This window comes from Herpetosiphon giganteus, assembly GCF_016907925.1.
Taxonomy (GTDB): domain Bacteria; phylum Chloroflexota; class Chloroflexia; order Chloroflexales; family Herpetosiphonaceae; genus Herpetosiphon; species Herpetosiphon giganteus.
In genome coordinates, this window is sequence record NZ_JAFBCZ010000021.1 from 100137 (window position 1) to 117045 (window position 16909).

General features: G+C 51.0%; 16 protein-coding genes. 7 read left to right on the forward strand and 9 right to left on the reverse strand.

The window, feature by feature from the left end; genetic code table 11:
• Window positions 1-197 precede the first annotated feature (197 nt).
• The 3 genes from rsmI to JOD20_RS18120 all read right to left on the reverse strand — a co-directional run bounded on the left by rsmI (window position 198) and on the right by JOD20_RS18120 (window position 2806).
• Window positions 198-1091, reverse strand: a complete 894-nt coding sequence (gene rsmI, locus JOD20_RS18110; protein WP_204756618.1) for a 16S rRNA (cytidine(1402)-2'-O)-methyltransferase — start codon at window positions 1089-1091, stop codon at window positions 198-200.
• Window positions 1092-1105: 14 nt separating this feature from the next.
• Window positions 1106-1525, reverse strand: a complete 420-nt coding sequence (locus JOD20_RS18115) for a hypothetical protein (protein WP_204756619.1) — start codon at window positions 1523-1525, stop codon at window positions 1106-1108.
• 198 nt (window positions 1526-1723) lie between these two features.
• On the reverse strand, window positions 1724-2806 hold the full coding sequence (locus JOD20_RS18120) for a YihY/virulence factor BrkB family protein (protein ID WP_204756620.1): 1083 nt from the start codon (window positions 2804-2806) through the stop codon (window positions 1724-1726).
• A gap of 545 nt (window positions 2807-3351) precedes the next feature.
• Here JOD20_RS18120 and dnaX point away from each other — a divergent pair.
• The 4 genes from dnaX to JOD20_RS18140 all read left to right on the forward strand — a co-directional run bounded on the left by dnaX (window position 3352) and on the right by JOD20_RS18140 (window position 6571).
• Window positions 3352-5055, forward strand: coding sequence for a DNA polymerase III subunit gamma/tau (gene dnaX, locus JOD20_RS18125; RefSeq protein ID WP_204756621.1), 1704 nt, complete (start codon window positions 3352-3354; stop codon window positions 5053-5055).
• A gap of 74 nt (window positions 5056-5129) precedes the next feature.
• Window positions 5130-5438 carry a YbaB/EbfC family nucleoid-associated protein gene (locus JOD20_RS18130; protein WP_382292658.1) on the forward strand — a complete coding sequence of 103 codons (309 nt, stop codon included), beginning with the start codon at window positions 5130-5132 and terminating at the stop codon, window positions 5436-5438.
• A 71-nt stretch (window positions 5439-5509) separates the two neighbouring features.
• The gene (gene recR, locus JOD20_RS18135) at window positions 5510-6124 is read left to right on the forward strand and encodes a recombination mediator RecR (RefSeq protein WP_338034199.1); all 615 of its coding nucleotides are present in this window, start codon (window positions 5510-5512) and stop codon (window positions 6122-6124) included.
• An 84-nt stretch (window positions 6125-6208) separates the two neighbouring features.
• Window positions 6209-6571 (forward strand): roadblock/LC7 domain-containing protein, encoded by a 363-nt coding sequence (locus JOD20_RS18140; protein WP_054536454.1) that lies wholly within the window; start codon window positions 6209-6211, stop codon window positions 6569-6571.
• Window positions 6572-6626: 55 nt separating this feature from the next.
• Here JOD20_RS18140 and JOD20_RS18145 read toward each other — a convergent pair whose 3' ends face one another.
• The 6 genes from JOD20_RS18145 to JOD20_RS18170 form a co-directional block, all read right to left on the reverse strand.
• Window positions 6627-7910 (reverse strand): glycosyltransferase family 87 protein, encoded by a 1284-nt coding sequence (locus JOD20_RS18145; protein WP_204756623.1) that lies wholly within the window; start codon window positions 7908-7910, stop codon window positions 6627-6629.
• Between the two features lie 36 nt (window positions 7911-7946).
• Complete coding sequence (locus JOD20_RS18150; RefSeq protein WP_204756624.1) at window positions 7947-10865, reverse strand: glutamine amidotransferase; 2919 nt, start codon at window positions 10863-10865, stop codon at window positions 7947-7949.
• Between the two features lie 73 nt (window positions 10866-10938).
• On the reverse strand, window positions 10939-11904 hold the full coding sequence (locus JOD20_RS18155; RefSeq protein ID WP_204756625.1) for a ferric reductase-like transmembrane domain-containing protein: 966 nt from the start codon (window positions 11902-11904) through the stop codon (window positions 10939-10941).
• A gap of 3 nt (window positions 11905-11907) precedes the next feature.
• Window positions 11908-12807: an FAD:protein FMN transferase gene (locus tag JOD20_RS18160; protein ID WP_204756626.1), complete on the reverse strand. Its 900-nt coding sequence runs from the start codon at window positions 12805-12807 to the stop codon at window positions 11908-11910.
• Window positions 12808-12817: 10 nt separating this feature from the next.
• A complete protein-coding gene (locus tag JOD20_RS18165; protein WP_204756627.1) occupies window positions 12818-13246 on the reverse strand; it encodes a hypothetical protein in 429 nt (142 codons plus the stop codon).
• Between the two features lie 12 nt (window positions 13247-13258).
• Window positions 13259-14122, reverse strand: a complete 864-nt coding sequence (locus tag JOD20_RS18170) for a PepSY domain-containing protein (protein WP_204756628.1) — start codon at window positions 14120-14122, stop codon at window positions 13259-13261.
• A 157-nt stretch (window positions 14123-14279) separates the two neighbouring features.
• On the opposite strand from JOD20_RS18170, the gene JOD20_RS18175 reads away from it, so the two are divergent.
• The 3 genes from JOD20_RS18175 to JOD20_RS18185 are packed head-to-tail and all read left to right on the forward strand — an operon-like array spanning window position 14280 to window position 16773.
• On the forward strand, window positions 14280-14822 hold the full coding sequence (locus JOD20_RS18175) for a DUF2231 domain-containing protein (RefSeq protein ID WP_204756629.1): 543 nt from the start codon (window positions 14280-14282) through the stop codon (window positions 14820-14822).
• A 9-nt stretch (window positions 14823-14831) separates the two neighbouring features.
• Entirely contained in the window at window positions 14832-15512 is a 681-nt protein-coding gene (locus tag JOD20_RS18180) for a response regulator transcription factor (RefSeq protein WP_204756630.1), read from the forward strand.
• A complete protein-coding gene (locus JOD20_RS18185; RefSeq protein WP_204756631.1) occupies window positions 15505-16773 on the forward strand; it encodes a sensor histidine kinase in 1269 nt (422 codons plus the stop codon). The genes JOD20_RS18180 and JOD20_RS18185 overlap by 8 nt, the downstream gene beginning before the upstream one ends.
• Window positions 16774-16909: the final 136 nt, after the last annotated feature.

Here is a 16909-nt window from a genome sequence, read left to right on the forward strand (position 1 = left end):
AAGTGCGACTTTGGGCTTATTCTGGCAATCTACAGGTTTTTGCTTCAACTCGAATTCGCCACCCTTCCGTCCCTCCCCTGGAGGGAAACGCAGGGGGTTTTCATCCCCCTGCACCCCCTAATGTTTATTCTGTGGACTATCCATAACAGGGTGCATGAGCCGAATACGATCCTCAGCGGCTTTCAAAAGTGCTGGGCTTATTCTGGCAAGTTGCTCCATTCGCTATAGACTTGATGGCGATCAAGCTCGTATTGCTTCGCAAGCTGTTTGGCGGCTTTAGTGCCCGTCCAGCCTTCAGCGCGCAGGCGTTGCAACTCAGCGCGAATTAAATCCCAATCGACTTCAGCAGGCGTTTCGGTGCTAGCAACGCTCACGCCAAACTCGTTGGTTACGGTGCTGGTTGGTTTGCGTTTGGCAGGGCGGGTTGCTCCGCCGATCATCAACACAAATTCGCCGCGTGGCTCTGTCGTATTGAAATGGGCTACCAAATCGCTGAGCGTACCACGCACAAACTGCTCGTGGAGCTTGGTTAATTCGCGGGCCACCGCCGCCGGACGATCGCCCAAGACGCTCAGGGCATCGGCCAAACTATCGCTAATGCGATGCGGCGCTTCATACAACACCAAGGTTGCTGGAATATCGACAACTTCGCTGAACAGGGCAATGCGTTCTTTGGAGCGGCGCGGCGGAAAGCCCAAATAATAAAAGCGATCGGTTGGTAAGCCAGAAGCACTCAACCCAGTAATCACCGCGCTTGGCCCAGGAATTGGCACCACCGCAAAGCCAGCGCCAATCACCGCCCCAACCAACTCGTAGCCTGGGTCGGAAATTGCCGGCGTGCCAGCATCGCTCACCAAAGCCACATCTTCGCCGTTGGCCAAAGCCAGCAAAATCGTATCCAAACGGGCAAGTTTATTGTGCTCGTGGTAGGCAATCAGCCGCGTTTCAATCTGATAGCGTTGCAGCAATTTGCGGGTGTGGCGTGTATCTTCGGCGGCAATCAAGCCAACCTCTTGCAAAATACGCAAACCACGCGGACTAATATCTTCAAGATTGCCAATTGGGGTGGCAACCACATACAGTACAGCCATAACCTTCCTTGTGCTTAATGGCCTTGCTCAATTTGATCCAACAGACTATTCCACAATTGCATGCGTTCGATACTGCCGCCGATGTCGGGGTGGTGCAAGCGGGCCATCGCCTTGCGAATTGCGCGGGCTTCATCGGCGCTAAGTTTGGGCAATTGTTTGGTTTCAACCCGAATCTGTTCGCTATCGTAGCGCCCGGTATACCACCGCAGGCGTTCGCATTCAACGGTTAATTCATTGTTCTCGCGAATCATATCGAGCATATTTTTGACAGTTTTATTGTAGGCATTTGATGTTTCGTTGAGCTGTTGCTGAACCTTTTCCAGCCGTCGGCGCAACTCGCGATTGGCCACTTTGGCCTCCTGCAATTCACGCTCCATGCGCTTATATTCGCGCTCGACTTGATATGCTTCTTCGGACTGCCGCAGGTCTGTCATAGCATACACTCCTCTTTGATGGCTTGAACGGCTATCGTAGGGCAGCCAGTTTGATTTGTCTACTGATCGAATTGCCGATTGACTCAGGCTTGTCGCGCATGGTATCATGAAATCAGATAAGACCCCCAAGAATTTCCACCTAAACCTAAAATAACGAAGCGGAGCCTAAGCCCCGCCGTTTTGCATCGCGTTAGTTTTTTAGGATAACGGTTTATCTTTGAGCAAGCTTTTGAATGCACCAGCAACAACTGCCAGCAAAAAGCCCAAAACAGCCGCCACATAACGTTGTTTTTCCAATGACTTAAAGCGTTCGGTCACAATAACTTGCGGCGTGCCAGCGCTGGTTGCTGGGCGTGGCGTGCGATGATCACGGGGCGAATGGCGATTGCTCAAGCCTTGTTCAGCGCGGGCAGCATCGGTAACTGCAACGGCATTATCATCGGGAACCACATGCGAGCCATACATGTTGGCATACACTTGAGTAAATTCAGCCCCAAAAAAGAGAATTTGGCTCGAATAATACACCCACACGAGGATAATAATCAATGAGCCAGCTGCACCAAAGGTCGAGGCGGTGCTGCTGCGGCTCAGATATTGGCCAATTGCAAATTTACCAATCGTAAACAGCAACGCCGTGAGCGCTGCGCCGATCCACACATCGCGCCAAGCCATCTTGACATCGGGCAAGAATTTGAACAGCAGCGCAAACACCACCGTGATAATCCCAAATGAAACAATAATATTGATCATTTGAAATACGATGCCAATCTCTTCGCCAAACAGCCAATTTTTACCAGCATCAAGAATCGTGCTGATAATCAGCGAAACTAAGAGCAAAAAGCCCACGCCCAGCACCATGGTGAACGAGAAAAAGCGTTCTTGCACAAAGCCCCAAATGCCACGACCTGGCTTTGGCTCAACGCCCCAAATGGTGTTCATGGCATCTTTGAGCTGGCCAAACACGCCCGAAGCACCAAAGAGCAAGGTTGCAAGCCCAATTATGGTACCAATAATGCCAGATTTCTGGTTGCTCGATTGCTCAATAATCTCGTTGATTGCTTTGGCAGCATCGTCACTAATCAGGGTCGATAATTGGCGGGTTACTTCGCCACGCGCTGCCTCTTGATCAAACACCAAGCCAGCAATGCTAATCGCAATGATCAAGAGCGGGGCCAAGGAAAACACGGTGTAATAGGCCAAGGCCGCGCCTAAGCGAGGCACTTTATCATCGCCCCATTCTTTGAAGGTTTGCTTAAATAAATTCAGGATGCTTGGCTGCATCTGGGCCTCCTCGCTTGAATATTGGCTTGTTCAATTTGTGCTAGGTTGGTTAATTGCAACTCGTATACCACGAGTAAGCGGCAAGAATAGGTTAGTTTTGATCCACGAAGGACACGAAGAGCACGAAGGCTGGAAACCGCGAAGCACGCGAAGCGTCACGAAGATTTATTTTTCGCCACGAATTCCACGAATTGCCCGAACAATGTTCCGATAGCCCATAGCCTAGAGCCTTCATCCCTCATCCTTCCGTTGCTCTGCGCCTCTGCGTTAAAAGCTCGATCCACGAAGAACGCGAAGCATGAGACTATTGGCTATTGACTGTTGGATTTCGGAGCAACTGTTGGTATTGCCAATGAATTGCCGATAGCCCATCGCCTATAGCCATATCCCTTTTTTGCCTTTTGACTTCTGCCTTTTGACTTCATAATTCATCTCTCATCCTTCATCCTTATATTCTGCCTTCATAATTCATCCCTCATCCTTCATAATTCATATCGGTGGGCATGCTATAATTGAGACTGATGTTTCAAAAGGGTTGAGTATAGATGTCGTCGCAAGCGTTATATCGAAAATGGCGGTCGCAGACCTTTGATGATCTGGTTGGCCAAGCCCATATTGTGCAGGCGTTGCGCAATGCAATTGCCGCCAATCGAATTGGCCATGCCTATTTATTTACCGGGCCACGTGGGGTCGGCAAAACCAGTGCCGCGCGGATTCTCTCCAAAGCGGTCAATTGCGAGCAAAGTGACCCACGCTTGCGGCCTTGTGGCGAGTGCAGCGCCTGCCGGGCCATTGTCGAAGGTCGCGCCGTCGATGTGATTGAGATGGACGCTGCCTCGCATACCAGCGTTGATGATGCGCGCGAAATTATCGAAAAAGTTCAATTTCGCCCAACCCAATTTCGCAAAAAAGTCTATGTGATCGACGAAGTGCATATGCTGAGCACTGCTGCCTTCAATGCGCTGCTCAAAACCCTCGAAGAGCCACCAGATCATGCGATGTTTATTTTGGCGACGACCGAATTTCACAAGGTGCCAGCGACGATTCTTTCGCGCTGTCAGCGTTTTGTCTTCAATCGGCATACTATTGCCAACACGATTGCCCACCTCGAATGGGTTGCTGGCGAAGAAGGCGTTTTCCTTGAACCTGGCGTGGCCGAGGCGATCGCCCGTGCGGCAACTGGCTCGATGCGCGATGCAATGAGCATCCTCGATCAGCTGATGGGCTATGGCGAGCCGCAAATTCCATTAAGCCGCGTCCAAAGTTTGCTGGGGGCAACTGCCTCGCGCGAGGTCGAAACCCTGGTTGCAGCGTTTGCTGGCGAAGATGTGGCCGCAGCGCTCAGCGTGATTAACACCATTGCTGACCAAGGCGCTGATTTACGCCAATTTACCCGCGATGTGGTGAGCTATCTGCGTGGCCTGATGCTGCTCAAATCGGGCGGCTCCGCCGACTTGCTCGATGTTGGCCATGATGTCTTGGCCACGATGCAAAGCCATTCGCAGCAATTAGCCTTGGCCTCGATTTTGGCGTGGCTCAAAATTTTTAGCGGGCTTGATCATCAATTGCGCACCACGCCTTATGGCCAGTTGCCATTGGAGATGGCGGTTGTCGAAGCCTTGGTTGTGCCAGCGCCAGTTGCGGTTGCCGCAGCCAGCCCAATCCGCGGCGGAGTTGCGCCAGTAGCTCGGCCAACGCCAGCACCAGCAGCGCCGCAACGACCAACGCCAGTCGCTCCAGCAGCAGCGAAAGTGGAGCCAGCAATCGTTGAGCAACCACCACAGGTTGTTGAAGCAGCACCAGTTGCTGCGGTCGTAGCGGCTCAACCGCTGCCCGAAGCCGAACAACATATCGTTTTGGCTGAATCGGAGATTTTGCTGGCCGAAGTTGAGGCGGTTTGGTTGCAGGTCATCGAAGATCTCAAGCCCTACAATCCACGCTTGCAAGCGGTGCTCAAAAGCTGCGAGCCATTGGGCTTAGAAGATAATACCTTGCTGATTGGTACGCCCTCGCCGTTTCACACCAAGCAACTTGATGACCAAACCCAGCGCCGTTTGATCGAAGATCTGCTCGCCAAAGCAGTTGGTCGCCAAATCTTTGTGCGCGGCGAAGAAGCCAACCGCGATCAGCAAAATCGAGCGCGCGATGCTCGTCGCCAACGCGAAGAGATTATGAAGGATCATATTGTCAAAGCAGCGCGCAACATTTTCGATGCCCGCATTGTTGGCGTGCAAGAGGATGGCAGCTAAACTACGTTGACATTTAGATTGAATTTCTTATACTTGCACTGCTTTAGGATAGCAATTTTCTACAAAGGAGTATCATAATGGATCGCAAAATGCTCAACCAATTGCAACAAATGCAAAAGAAATTGATGCAAGCTCAAGAAGATTTGGGCAAAACCCAGGTCGAAGGTAGCGCTGGCGGCGGCGTGATCGAAGTCAAAATGAACGGTCACCGCGAAATTATCAGCATTACCATCGCCCCAGAAGCGGTTGACCCCAACGAAATTGAAATGCTGCAAGATTTGCTGATGTTGGCGATCAACGATGCCTCGAAGAAGGCCGAAGAGCTTTCAAACGCCAAAATGGGGCCACTCACTGGCGGCTTGAACATTCCTGGCTTATTCTAAAACGGCGGCTAACCCCGACTCAGGGTGGTCGTGCGACCACCCTGTTTTAACTTAACTGTGGAGCGTGTACTGTGGCATTTGGGTACGATACAATTACACCAGAACCAGTTTCGAAATTAATTGATGAATTTAATCGCTTGCCTGGAATTGGGCCAAAATCGGCCTCGCGCTTAGTTTTTTATCTGCTGCGCGCCAAACGTGAGCAATCTGAGCGATTGGCCAACGCAATTATGGCGATGAAAGATACAACGATTTTTTGCAATCGCTGCTTTAACATTACGGTTGATGATCCTTGTAGCATTTGCACCAATGCCAATCGCAATGAACGCCAAGTTTGTGTGGTCGAGGAGCCGCTTGATGTAGTGGCGTTGGAGCGCACTGGCGAGTTCAAAGGCCTGTATCATGTGCTACACGGCGCAATTTCGCCGGTCGAAGGCATTAACCCCGAAGATCTGAAGATTCGCGAATTGCTTGCCCGCTTGCGAGTTGAGCCAATCGAAGAAGTGATTCTCTCGACCAACCCCAACCTTGAGGGCGATGCGACCGCCGCCTATCTGGCGCGGGAGATCATTCCCTTGGGCATTCGAGTAACCCGCTTGGCGCGGGGCTTGCCAATGGGCAGCGATTTAGAGTATGCAGATGAAGTAACCTTGGGCCGCGCGCTGCAAGGCCGCCGCGAAATGTAAGCAGCGCATTGCAGTGCGGGCGCGGTGTGGTATGATAGCTCAAACATCAGAACTCACTGCACAGTTTGTTGATAAGGAGCCACTATGGGGATGAAAGACATTTTGGCCAGCGCGATTGAAAACGTACCCGGTGTTAAATTGGCCGGAGTCGTGGGGACAGACGGGCTGGGCGTTGAAATGCTCCTCAACGATGTTGATGCAAACTTTAGCAAAGATGTTGCTGAAGTGGAGCTTGGTGGCCTTGCTGCCGCCGCTGCAGGAGCCGCCTCGCGCTTAAAGGCTGGCCAAGTCCGTGATGTCGCGGTTGAGACCGACAATGCCACCTACTTGGCATCGCAAATCATCCCCGGCTACTTCGCTGTGTTGGCAGTCAATGGCGGCGGCAACCTTGGCCGCGCCCGCTTTGCCCTCAAACAATTGGTCGTAAAACTCCAAGATACCCTTTAAACAGAATAATCCTACGAGGCGTAGCTATTGCACACCCCTCGTAGGATTATTTTATTTAAGCATGGCTAGCAACATCGATTAGTTGGGCTTGGCTTTGGCTTGCGCTTGATTGTAATGATTGTTGTTTAATAATAACCTCTAGCATCATTACCCAGACGATAAATACCAGTGGCAAGGCTTGGATTCTCGGTATACCTAGTTGAAATAGTGATAAACAGACTGCAATACTATTAATTCCAATAAATCGAATATTCATTTTTACTGGATATTCTGCATAATAAATTTTAAACAAGTAAATAATAGTTGGGTAAACGAGAATAATATGATGAATCCATGAGAGAGGTGCGATTAAAAAAATCAATGGCGTAGTGGCAAAAACTATTTTCTCAATAATATCGTCATGATTAATATTCAAGTATTTATAAAAAATAAATACCGTAATAGCAAATACTACTGCGCAAACACTATAGGTACTGATCTTCGCTAACCAAGGATAATTCATAATATTATATGAATCCTCTTGATATGTAAATACCCTTGCAAAAAATCCATTAAATCCTTGATTATGAATTTGTGATATTGCAGGCAAACCTTTGGGCGATTCTCCATAGCTTCCAGTAGGAACTACCGTAAAAAACCAATCTTGCCATACAAATTTTGGAATAAAGATCATTGATGTACCGATAATTAAGCTTAGTGCTAGCATTGTTTGCATAAAAATTTTATATTTTCTCGTTACTAATAAGATCAATATAATAATAATTGGATACATTTTTATTATTGTTGCCAAGGCCAAAAACGTGCAGGCAACAAATTGCATTTTATTACGCAACATAACAAATAATAACAAAGATATAATTACAAATAGATTTATCTGTCCATAATAAATATTCAATAAAATCGGCTGTGAGTTATAGATCAAAATTATCAATAACAATGCATTATTTGATAATAACTTAATATCAAAATAATTAATCAAAATTAGAACAAAGAATAACAATGCAATGTGGTTAATCACTAAATAAACAATAAATGCATTATTATAACTCATTAGCGACAATGGATAAAATAGAAGAATACTTGGTGGAACATAGAGGAAGGGAAATATAGTTTTATCAAAATATGACTGAATAACTTCAATATTGTATGGCGAAACCCCTTGGTTAAAAAAAGCGTCGCTGGCCCAATAAAATGATGGAAAGTCGGTCATATCTTTTGCAAACGCAACCATGAAGCCATAGATCGCAGTAAATTGAATGAAACTACCAAGCGCTATCATAATTAATGTGGGCTTGATAAAGCGCAAGATTGTAGCATTGCCTTTGACAGGCGTTAACATGGGTTTTCTCCTCTTCAGATACTATTTTAAGTTAGGCTATTGGCGACGGGCACGGTTTTTGGCAGCTCGCAAACGTTCTAATGGATCAGTAATCTCATCGAGATTTGTTTGCTTGGGCGGTGGCCCTTGGGTTGGCGTTGGGGCCGGAGTACTGGGCTTGGCTGGTGGCGGAACTGCGCTCGCAGCCTCAGGTTTGGCTTGAGCGGCTGGTGGCGTATAGTTGGCTCCAGGCTTATAGACTGGCGCTTGCTTGGTGGCAATTGGGCTAGGTTCTGGCGTGGTTTGGCCCATTTTAGTGCGCGCTCGTTGCTTGGCGGCGGCCAAATCGCCCATGGTTTGCGATGGCGCAGCTTGGCGACGACCCATGCCTGCCCAAACCTTGCTCAATTGGCCAAAGCGCAAACGGCGCACAGCAATATCCAGCAATAAGAGCAGCAGCGCTGCCAAAAGTAAATTGAAGTGAATTGGGGTAGCCCTAGTTACTAGTTCGAGCGAATGCTCAAACACTGTGGTTGGATCGGTTAATACTCGGCCTTGGCTGCGTTGGGCAATCGTGCTCAGCAAGTTGGGGTTCGATTGGCCTTGGCGATATTCAGGCGAATAGGGCACGATGACCCCAGCGGTTTCTTGAAACACCGCTTGGCCTTCACCATTGCGCCCAGCGAGCTGCAAAAAGTAGGTGCCAGCGCCAGGGCTATTGATGCGCCCTTGATAAATCCCAGCACTGACCTCGACCAAGCTTATGCTAGCTTGCGAACCACCATCATTGACCACATTGCCATCAACAATCAAGCCAGTAATCGGCGTGTCGTTGGGATCGCGGGCAACAAGCGTTACTTCCATTTCTGGGCCAACAAAGCTGGCATTGACGCTAATCGTTTCATTCGAGATAACCGGCAGCGTCCAGCCAACCATTTGGGCGATTAAGCGTGGAAATTGATCCCAGCGGGTGAGATTTGTGCCCCATTTACCTTTCATATCGCTCATCCAAGCGACTGAACGGCCTAAACCATATTGCCATTGTGCCAATAGTGGCGCATCTTCATCAGCCCACAAAACCATATTCGCGTTATCTTTGGCCATTGTGCCATTGTAGCCAAGCAATTGTGGCCAATTCGCTGTGTTCAAATTTGCCATAATCACGCTATCGCTGCCAAGCAAGGGCAAAAAGCTTTTTTCAACGATATACGGGGCCAGCGAAAGTTGGGCATCTTGCAACACAATATCGGGCAGCGCCAGTGCATTTTCAACGAGAAAGTGCCGCCCACCACCAGCAATCGCCACATTGTTCAAAAAGCCAACGTCGCCACCATTGCCAATCGCAATCGTGCTGGTGGTAATGCCCAAGCGTCGATGCTCATCGGTCAGCCGAACAGCGTTTTCTTGTTGCTGCGAATCCGAGCCATCAGCAAGCAAAATAATGTGGCGAATTGGTGCATCGCGGCCTTTCAGCACGCTGCCAGCAGCAACCAACGAATCGTGAACATTAATGCCGCCGCCGCCAGTTACCCCACGGGCAATAATTTCGCCTTGGGCTACTTCGCGCTCCGAGCCAGCCACCGGGCCATATTGGTTTTGCACAGCGCTATCAAACGGCAGCACAGTTATTTCATCGAAATCGCGCAGCAATTGCACCACCCGCGCCGCACCTTCTGAGGCAAGAGTTACTTTTTGACGACCACCAACTTGCTCGCTCATACTGCCAGAAATATCAAACACCACCGCAACGCTCACCGGTGGATATTTTTCGCGATTGCGCAATTGCATTTCGACGGGCAATAGTTCTTCAATTGGTGTGCTTGCATAACCACCAATCCCATAACTGTTCTCGCCGCCAATCATCACAAAGCCACGACCAAGGTCGCGCACAAAGGTTTGCAGCGCTTGTTGCGATTCATCAGCAACCAAGCGCTCAGGTACATTGGCCAAAATCACTGCTTCGTAATCGGCCAAATCGGCCAAAGTTGTGGGCAAGCCAGTTGGGCCAACGACGGTAACTTGTAAATTGGCAGCTTCGAGCGCAGGCGCAATATTTTCTGCGTCGGCAGGCTCGTTGGCCACCACCAAAATTTTTGGTGGCCCTTGCAGATTCACCAAGGCTGTTGCTTCGTTATTTTGCTTGCGAATATCGTTGGTTGGGATAATTTGAGCGGAAACTTTATGGAACCCTTGATCATTCAAAACTACGGTTGAGGTATATTCTAAAGTGCCTTTGGGCAAGGCCAAAGCTTCTTCTGCATATAATTCGCGGTCGATCAAAATCCGAATTGTGGCATCCTGCGCTTCGTTACTATCAATCTGCGCGACAATTTGCAACTCTTGGCCTATGCGGGCTTGGCCGGGCATGCGCAAGGCAGTGATCGCAACTTCGGCTCCGCCCATTTGCTCAACCGTAACCACATCGACCACAATTTGGCGATCTTGGGCTAATTCCAAGGCTTTGAGCGCTTGGCCGCTGTTCTCGCCACCATCGGAGAGCAACACCACCCGTTTTTGGGTATCGGCGGGAAACAGGGCAAAACTCAAGGTCATGGCTTGCTCTAAATCGGTGCGGGCCGCAATTGGCACCGATTGAATGCGGCTGAGCGTGCGCACTTCCGAGGGCAAGCGTTCAATCAAGGCATTTTGGCCAAACACAATAATCGCCGCTTGATCATCTTTGGGCATGGTTTGCAAGGCATCGGCAATAAATTGGTCTTGTTGGCTGCGTTGGTTGGGGGTAATCGAGTCGGAAGTATCGATCAAAAAGATCGTCGTGAGTTGTTTAACGGGCGAGATGATTTGCGCACCTGCCAACGAGCCAATCAGCGTGATCAGCAACAAACTGCGCAATAGCAACGAGCCAATTAAGCGGCTGCGTTGAAAGCGCCGCCCATTGAACCACCCCAAGGCCACAACTGGCACCAATAACAATAACAGCCATAAATAATGTGGCGTAACAAACGACATGCCCATAGCAACACCTTTTAATCAAACTTCTCGATCAATCAATGCTGCTATGGTATCACGTTTGGCAAGCATTAGCATATTAAGCGCGCGGCGTTGCAGCAACAACGGGCAACGGTTTGCGGCGCATAATCAGCACCCGATAGAGCGTCATAAACACGCCGCTGGCTCCAGTTACCCAATACCAGAGCGTCACCAATGGCATGCTGGTATCGCTGCCGCTGAAGATGCCGTGGGCCAAAACGAGCAAAAACAAGCCAAAACTGGCGTAGTGAATAATCCGCCAAGCGCTGCGCCCAATCCAGCGTTTGAGCCAAAAACTCACGCTGACAATCGCCAGCCCATACAGCCCAACTTGGCCCAAGCCAACCCACAACGGTTTATATTGGCTGCTGGCAAATGGCACGAGCAGCTGTTTTAATGTGTAATTGCTATAGCCATCACCTAGCAAAATCACTGTATGAAATAGGCCAAAGCCAATGCCCAACATGCTCGCATGTTGATGCAGATCAAGCATGGTTGGGCCGCCATTCCACAAACGCGCCACCTTGCCAGTCAACGAAAGCCCAAACAACATCGAAAGCCAGACCAAACTATAGGCCACCAAGCCGCTTGAGCGCGAAAGATACCAAAAAGCTTTGGGTTGCTCGCCAAGCAGCGAGCTACTGAGGCCAGGGATCCAGCGCGGCAGCACCAACACAGCAGCGACAATGCCGATAATTAAAGCCAGCAGCAAGCTCATTAGGTTGGCGCTAACATCCTCAAGCATTTCTTCGGTGCTAGGACTTGGCACGCTTGGAGATGGTTTGGCAACTGGTGCTGGCGTAGCGACAGGCTGAGTTGTCCCTAGTGGCAAGGTTGCCATAACCTGGTTTGCTCCCGCTAGTTGGTTTTTTTGGGCAGCATTTTGGGCACGAATCGCCGCTAATCTAGCTGCTTTATCCTGCGGCGCTGGCGAAACTGGCTCGGCTGATTGAGCTTTTTTGGCAGCATTTTGGGCGCGAATCGCCGCTAATCTGGCTGCTTTATCGTGTTCTGAAGCACTCATAGTTTACTCCCAACGATAGTGATTAAAGCGTTCGCAGGTATGGCTTTGGCCACTATGCTCAAACGCCATACAAGCAAAGCTTGGCTGTTGATTAATCCAGGCTAGGCCTTGTTCAAGGCCCAACAAGACGACGATTTTGGCAGCAACTTCGGCCTGCACCGCGCTTGGGGCGAGCACGGTTGCACTCAACACATCGCTGGTGCTTGGTTCACCAGTGCGTGGGTCGATTAAGTGATGGTGCCAGCGATCGCCTTTGCGCCAACGGCGATAATCGACTCCTGAGGTTGCCACGCCACCTGATGCAAACCAAAGCATGGCTTCACGCTGTTGGCTACGTGGATTTGGCACGCCAACCGCCCAAGCCAGGCCATCGTGGCGCTGACCAGCGGTCGCCAAATCGCCGCCAACATCGACCAAACAAGCAGCCTGGTGGCCCAACTGTTCAGCGGCTCGATCAGCCGCCCAACCTTTGGCAATGCCACCCAAATCAAGCGCTGTATCACGGGCAAGCTGCACCAAATGGCCTTGCTCACGCAACGAAATTGCCAAGGCAGTGGGCGGTTGAGCGGGCCATACTGCCGAATCGCCCAGCGCATTGGCCAATAATTCAAACGAGCGATCATAGCCAGCGTTCAACAGCGCGGGCAAAATGGTTGGCACAACCAAGCCATTGCTCCAAACCGCTGCATCGAGCGCTAGGCCAAGCACATCCCATAGGGTTTGACTGACCGCAAGTGGTCGTCCGGCTCGCCGATTGAGGATCATCAGTTCGCTGGTTGGGCGAAAGCGGCTCAGCGTTTGCTCCCAAGCCTCAAACCATTGCGGCACAGCAGAGAGATCGATTGGCTTATCGCTGAGGACTGCAACTTCGCAACCCATTGCCCGAAAGATTAATTCGCCCATAAAGCACCTTTTAGCGTGATGAACGAGTATCGCGTGATGGCACAGCAGGAGCGGCTGGCGCTGGAACTGGCACAACTTGGCGGGGCGCTGCTGGCTGTGGAGCCGCTTGGCTTGGGGCGCTACTGCCATTGCCGCCCGTTGCTGGCGCACGTTGGTTGGGGGTGCTGGGCTGGGTGCTGCCGCCAGCACTATCATTCGGAATTCGGATAATCCGATGGCCATGGCGCGTGAGTGGGGCAACCGTTGGCAGCGCTGGTAACTCAACTTGAGGCACTTCGGCCACAGCAATAATTGGCTCAGGCGTGGCAAGCTCGGCACTGAAATCGACAGCCTGTTGGTTGGCAAGCACTGCCCAACCAGTGAGGGTCGCCGCGATTGCGGCAACACTCATACTGGTATTGAGCAGCAGACTGCCACGACGTTTTGGTAAATGGCTCATCAGCTTATTTCCTTAGTTATCATCATCTTTTTTGTCGTCGTCTTTGTGATCGTCTTTTTTATCGTCACCGCCGCTGCCGCCACTATCTTTTGATGATTCAACTTTGGCGTAAACGACGCTGCCGCTATAGGCATCGACATAGACGCGGCTATCGTTGGCAAAGCGCACTTCGTAAACCAATGCGCCATGCTCTTCTTCCAACTCAACGCGCTCGACCGTTCCGCCGCCAAGGTAGGCGATCGCAGCACTGGCAGCTGCATCCGCCGAAATCGTCGTTGGCGCGGGAGCGTTGGTTGGCGCTGGTGCTTGGGTTGACGGCGCTACAGCGTTATTGGCCAACACGGCTCCAGTCGTGGCATCGATATACACCAAGCCCCGATCAAGCCGCACTTCGTAGGCAGCAGTGCCAGCATAATTAACCAGCTCTGGCGTTGCCAACAAGCTTGCGCCAGGTGCAGCCGCCAAGGCCAATTGGCTTGCTTGCTCAGCAGAAACTGGATATTGCGGCACGGCAGGTGCTTGAGTTGCTGGCAACGGATCTTGGGCTGCTGGCTGCGGTTGAGCTGGCGCTTGGGCAATTGGCGGTTGAGCAGGATCTGGCTCGCGTACCACAATTGGCTCTTGCAACCGAGCATTGGCCTCGTCGATGGTGCGGTTCGCTTCTTCGATGCGTTGATTGGCTTCCAACAATTGCTGTTGATAGGCCTGAACCGTTGCAGTTGCTTGAACATCATTATTGTTTGGCAAGCTATTATCCAACCCTGCGGCCAATTCAATTGGGCTTGGCTGAGCCAACGAACGTACAACGCCAGCGACAATCACCAACACAAAGGCTGTCAATACGGCGGCAATTAACAGAGCAAACTTGGGTTTCATCAAAACCTCCTGTTGTCGAACATCTGACCCAAGCATAGCAAGCCTTTCTTGGAATATTCTTGATGATAGCTATGAATTTTCCAAGAATCTTCCAAGAATTAATCATTAGAGTAAGAAGAGTAAGAGCATCACTTGTATGTTTTATAGGAGGTTGCTCATGCTCGATCTTGCTCAATATCACCCATTGTTGGTTCATGCTCCATTGATCCTCTTGCCCACTGCGATTTTATTGCGGGTGCTACACTTGATTTGGCCCAAAGCAGGCTTTCGCATCACCGCAATCGTGTTGTTGGTTGCAGGTGTTGGGCTTGGAATTTTGGCCAAGGAAAGTGGCGAGGCCGCTGAGCACGCCGCCGAAGCACGATCAGCCAATGTTGAAGCCATTCAAGCAACTGGTACAATTCCTGCAATGTTTGGCGAAGGCTCGCTCTTAGAAACCCATGCCTCCTTGGCCGAAACAACCGTCATAGTCTTTATGCTATTGCTGATTAGCGAAGCACTTTTGCTATTTCTAAGTCAGCCATTCTTTGCCCGCTGGTGTGGATCGTTCAGCCTGCCAATTGGATTGCACAAACCCTTGGAAATTGGCTGGGTGGTCGTTGGGGTTGCAGCAATTGCTTTAGTGGTCTTAACAGGCCATTATGGTGGGAAGCTCGTTTATGAGCATGGGGTCGGTATTTCATTGAGTGCAATGCAATAAGGAAGTAGCATGCGCGTGTTGTTGATAGAAGATGATCGCAAATTGGCGCGCTTAATCGAGCGCGCCTTGCGCGATGAGCACCATCAGGTTGATGTGGCCTACGAGGGTGATAGTGGCTTGGATATGGCGCTGCATGGCATGTATGACGTGGCGGTGATCGATTGGATGCTGCCGGAGCGCGATGGCCCGAGCATTTGTCGGTCAATTCGGGCCGCCAAACTCAATACCAGTTTGTTGTTACTGACTGCACGCAGCCAAATCGAAGATCGGGTTGCGGGCTTGGATAGTGGAGCCGATGATTATTTGAGCAAGCCATTTGCCTTCGAGGAATTACTAGCCCGGGTGCGAGCGTTGGGCCGCCGCTTCAACAGCACTCTCAGCAGCGAAGAATTACGCTCAGGTGAGCTTGTGCTCGATCTGCGGGCACACACTGCGCGGCGCGCAGCGCAACAATTGGATCTCACCGCAACCGAATGGAATCTGCTTGAATGCTTGATTCGCAATAGTAACCAAGCCCTGAGCCGCCAACAATTGTTGGATTATGTTTGGTCGTATGAGCGTGATGTACAGCCATCGATGGTCGATGTGTATGTTTCGTATTTGCGGCGCAAACTTGAGCAAGTAGGCAAGCGCGATCCAATTCAAACCGTGCGCGGGGTTGGCTATCGCTGGGTGAGCGAGTATGCTTAATCGTTTGCGCTGGCGCTTGACCCTGATTTATGCCTGCACCGCGTTGCTGCTGCTGGCGGCGGTTGGCGGCAGCGTCTATTGGATGACGGTGCGCTATTTTCGCTTTGCCACCGAGCGCGCCTTGCTCGAAAGGATGACCTTAGAGTTTGAGCAATTGGCAGCGCCCTTGCCGCCAGCCTTGCAAGCCTATCGCCCGCAGCAATTGCCCGACGAACGGCCAGTTGATAATGGCACCTTGGCCAGCACCTTCGTCTTTACAATCGATCAAAACGGCCAAGTCTTTAATCCCAATCCGTGGAATCCACCAATTCAGCCAGACCAGGCGGCGATTGAGGCAGCCCGCGCTGGCAAGCTCGATCTGCGCACAATCAGCTTGGCAGATGGCACGCGGGTTGAGCTGCTGACCGAACAATTAACTCGTGCCGATGGCCCAGCGTTTTTGCAAGTTGGGCGGGTGCTCAACGAACAAGAAGCAGCGCTCAACACCTTATTAACTGGCTTGGTAGCGCTTTGGGCTGGCAGTGTGGTGGTTTTGGGCTGGTTTGGTTGGTGGCTGGCTGGGCGTTCGTTGCGTCCGGCTCAACAAGCGTGGGAGCGCCAACAAGCTTTTATCGCCAATGCTAGCCACGAATTGCGCGCGCCGCTGACCTTAATGCGCGCTAGCAGCGAAATTGCCCTGCGCGAATCGACTGACCCCGCCGAACAACACGAATTGCTTGAAGATATTTTGGCCGAAACCTACCATATGGGGCGCTTGGTTGAAGATTTGTTGTTGCTCTCGCGCTTGGATGCCGCCAAAACAAGCTTGCAGCGCGAAGTCGTCGATCTCGCTGAGTTATGCCATGAGGCTGCACATGCTGCTGGGCACTTGGCCCACGATGCAGGAGTTGAGGTGCGAGTGGCCCATGCAGAGGGTCAGATCAAAGCCGATCGTACTCGTTTGCGCCAAGTGTTGTTAATTTTGCTGGATAATGCAATTGCGCATACGCCGCGCGGTGGCAGTGTCGTGATTCATGCTGAACGCCAAGCAAGCAACTATCAAATGAGCGTGATCGACACAGGCAAAGGCATTGATCCCAAGCATTTAGCGCATATTTTCGAGCGCTTTTATCGAGTGGATAGCGCACGAATAGCAGGCGGACGCGGCAACGGGCTTGGTTTATCGATTGCCCAAGCGCTCATCCAAGCGCATAATGGCACGCTTGAGGTTCAAAGCAAGATTGGCACAGGCACAACGATGCTGATTAAGCTGCCAAAATAACGTGATGCCCTCACCCTCCAGCCCCCTCTCCCACTGAACGCGTTTAAGGGCGGACAGGTTGGGAAATGGGTATTAATGGATGTTAGGGCATGGCCGTCCCGAGCCGGCCACCCCGCGTCACGGTCGTTGCCCATCG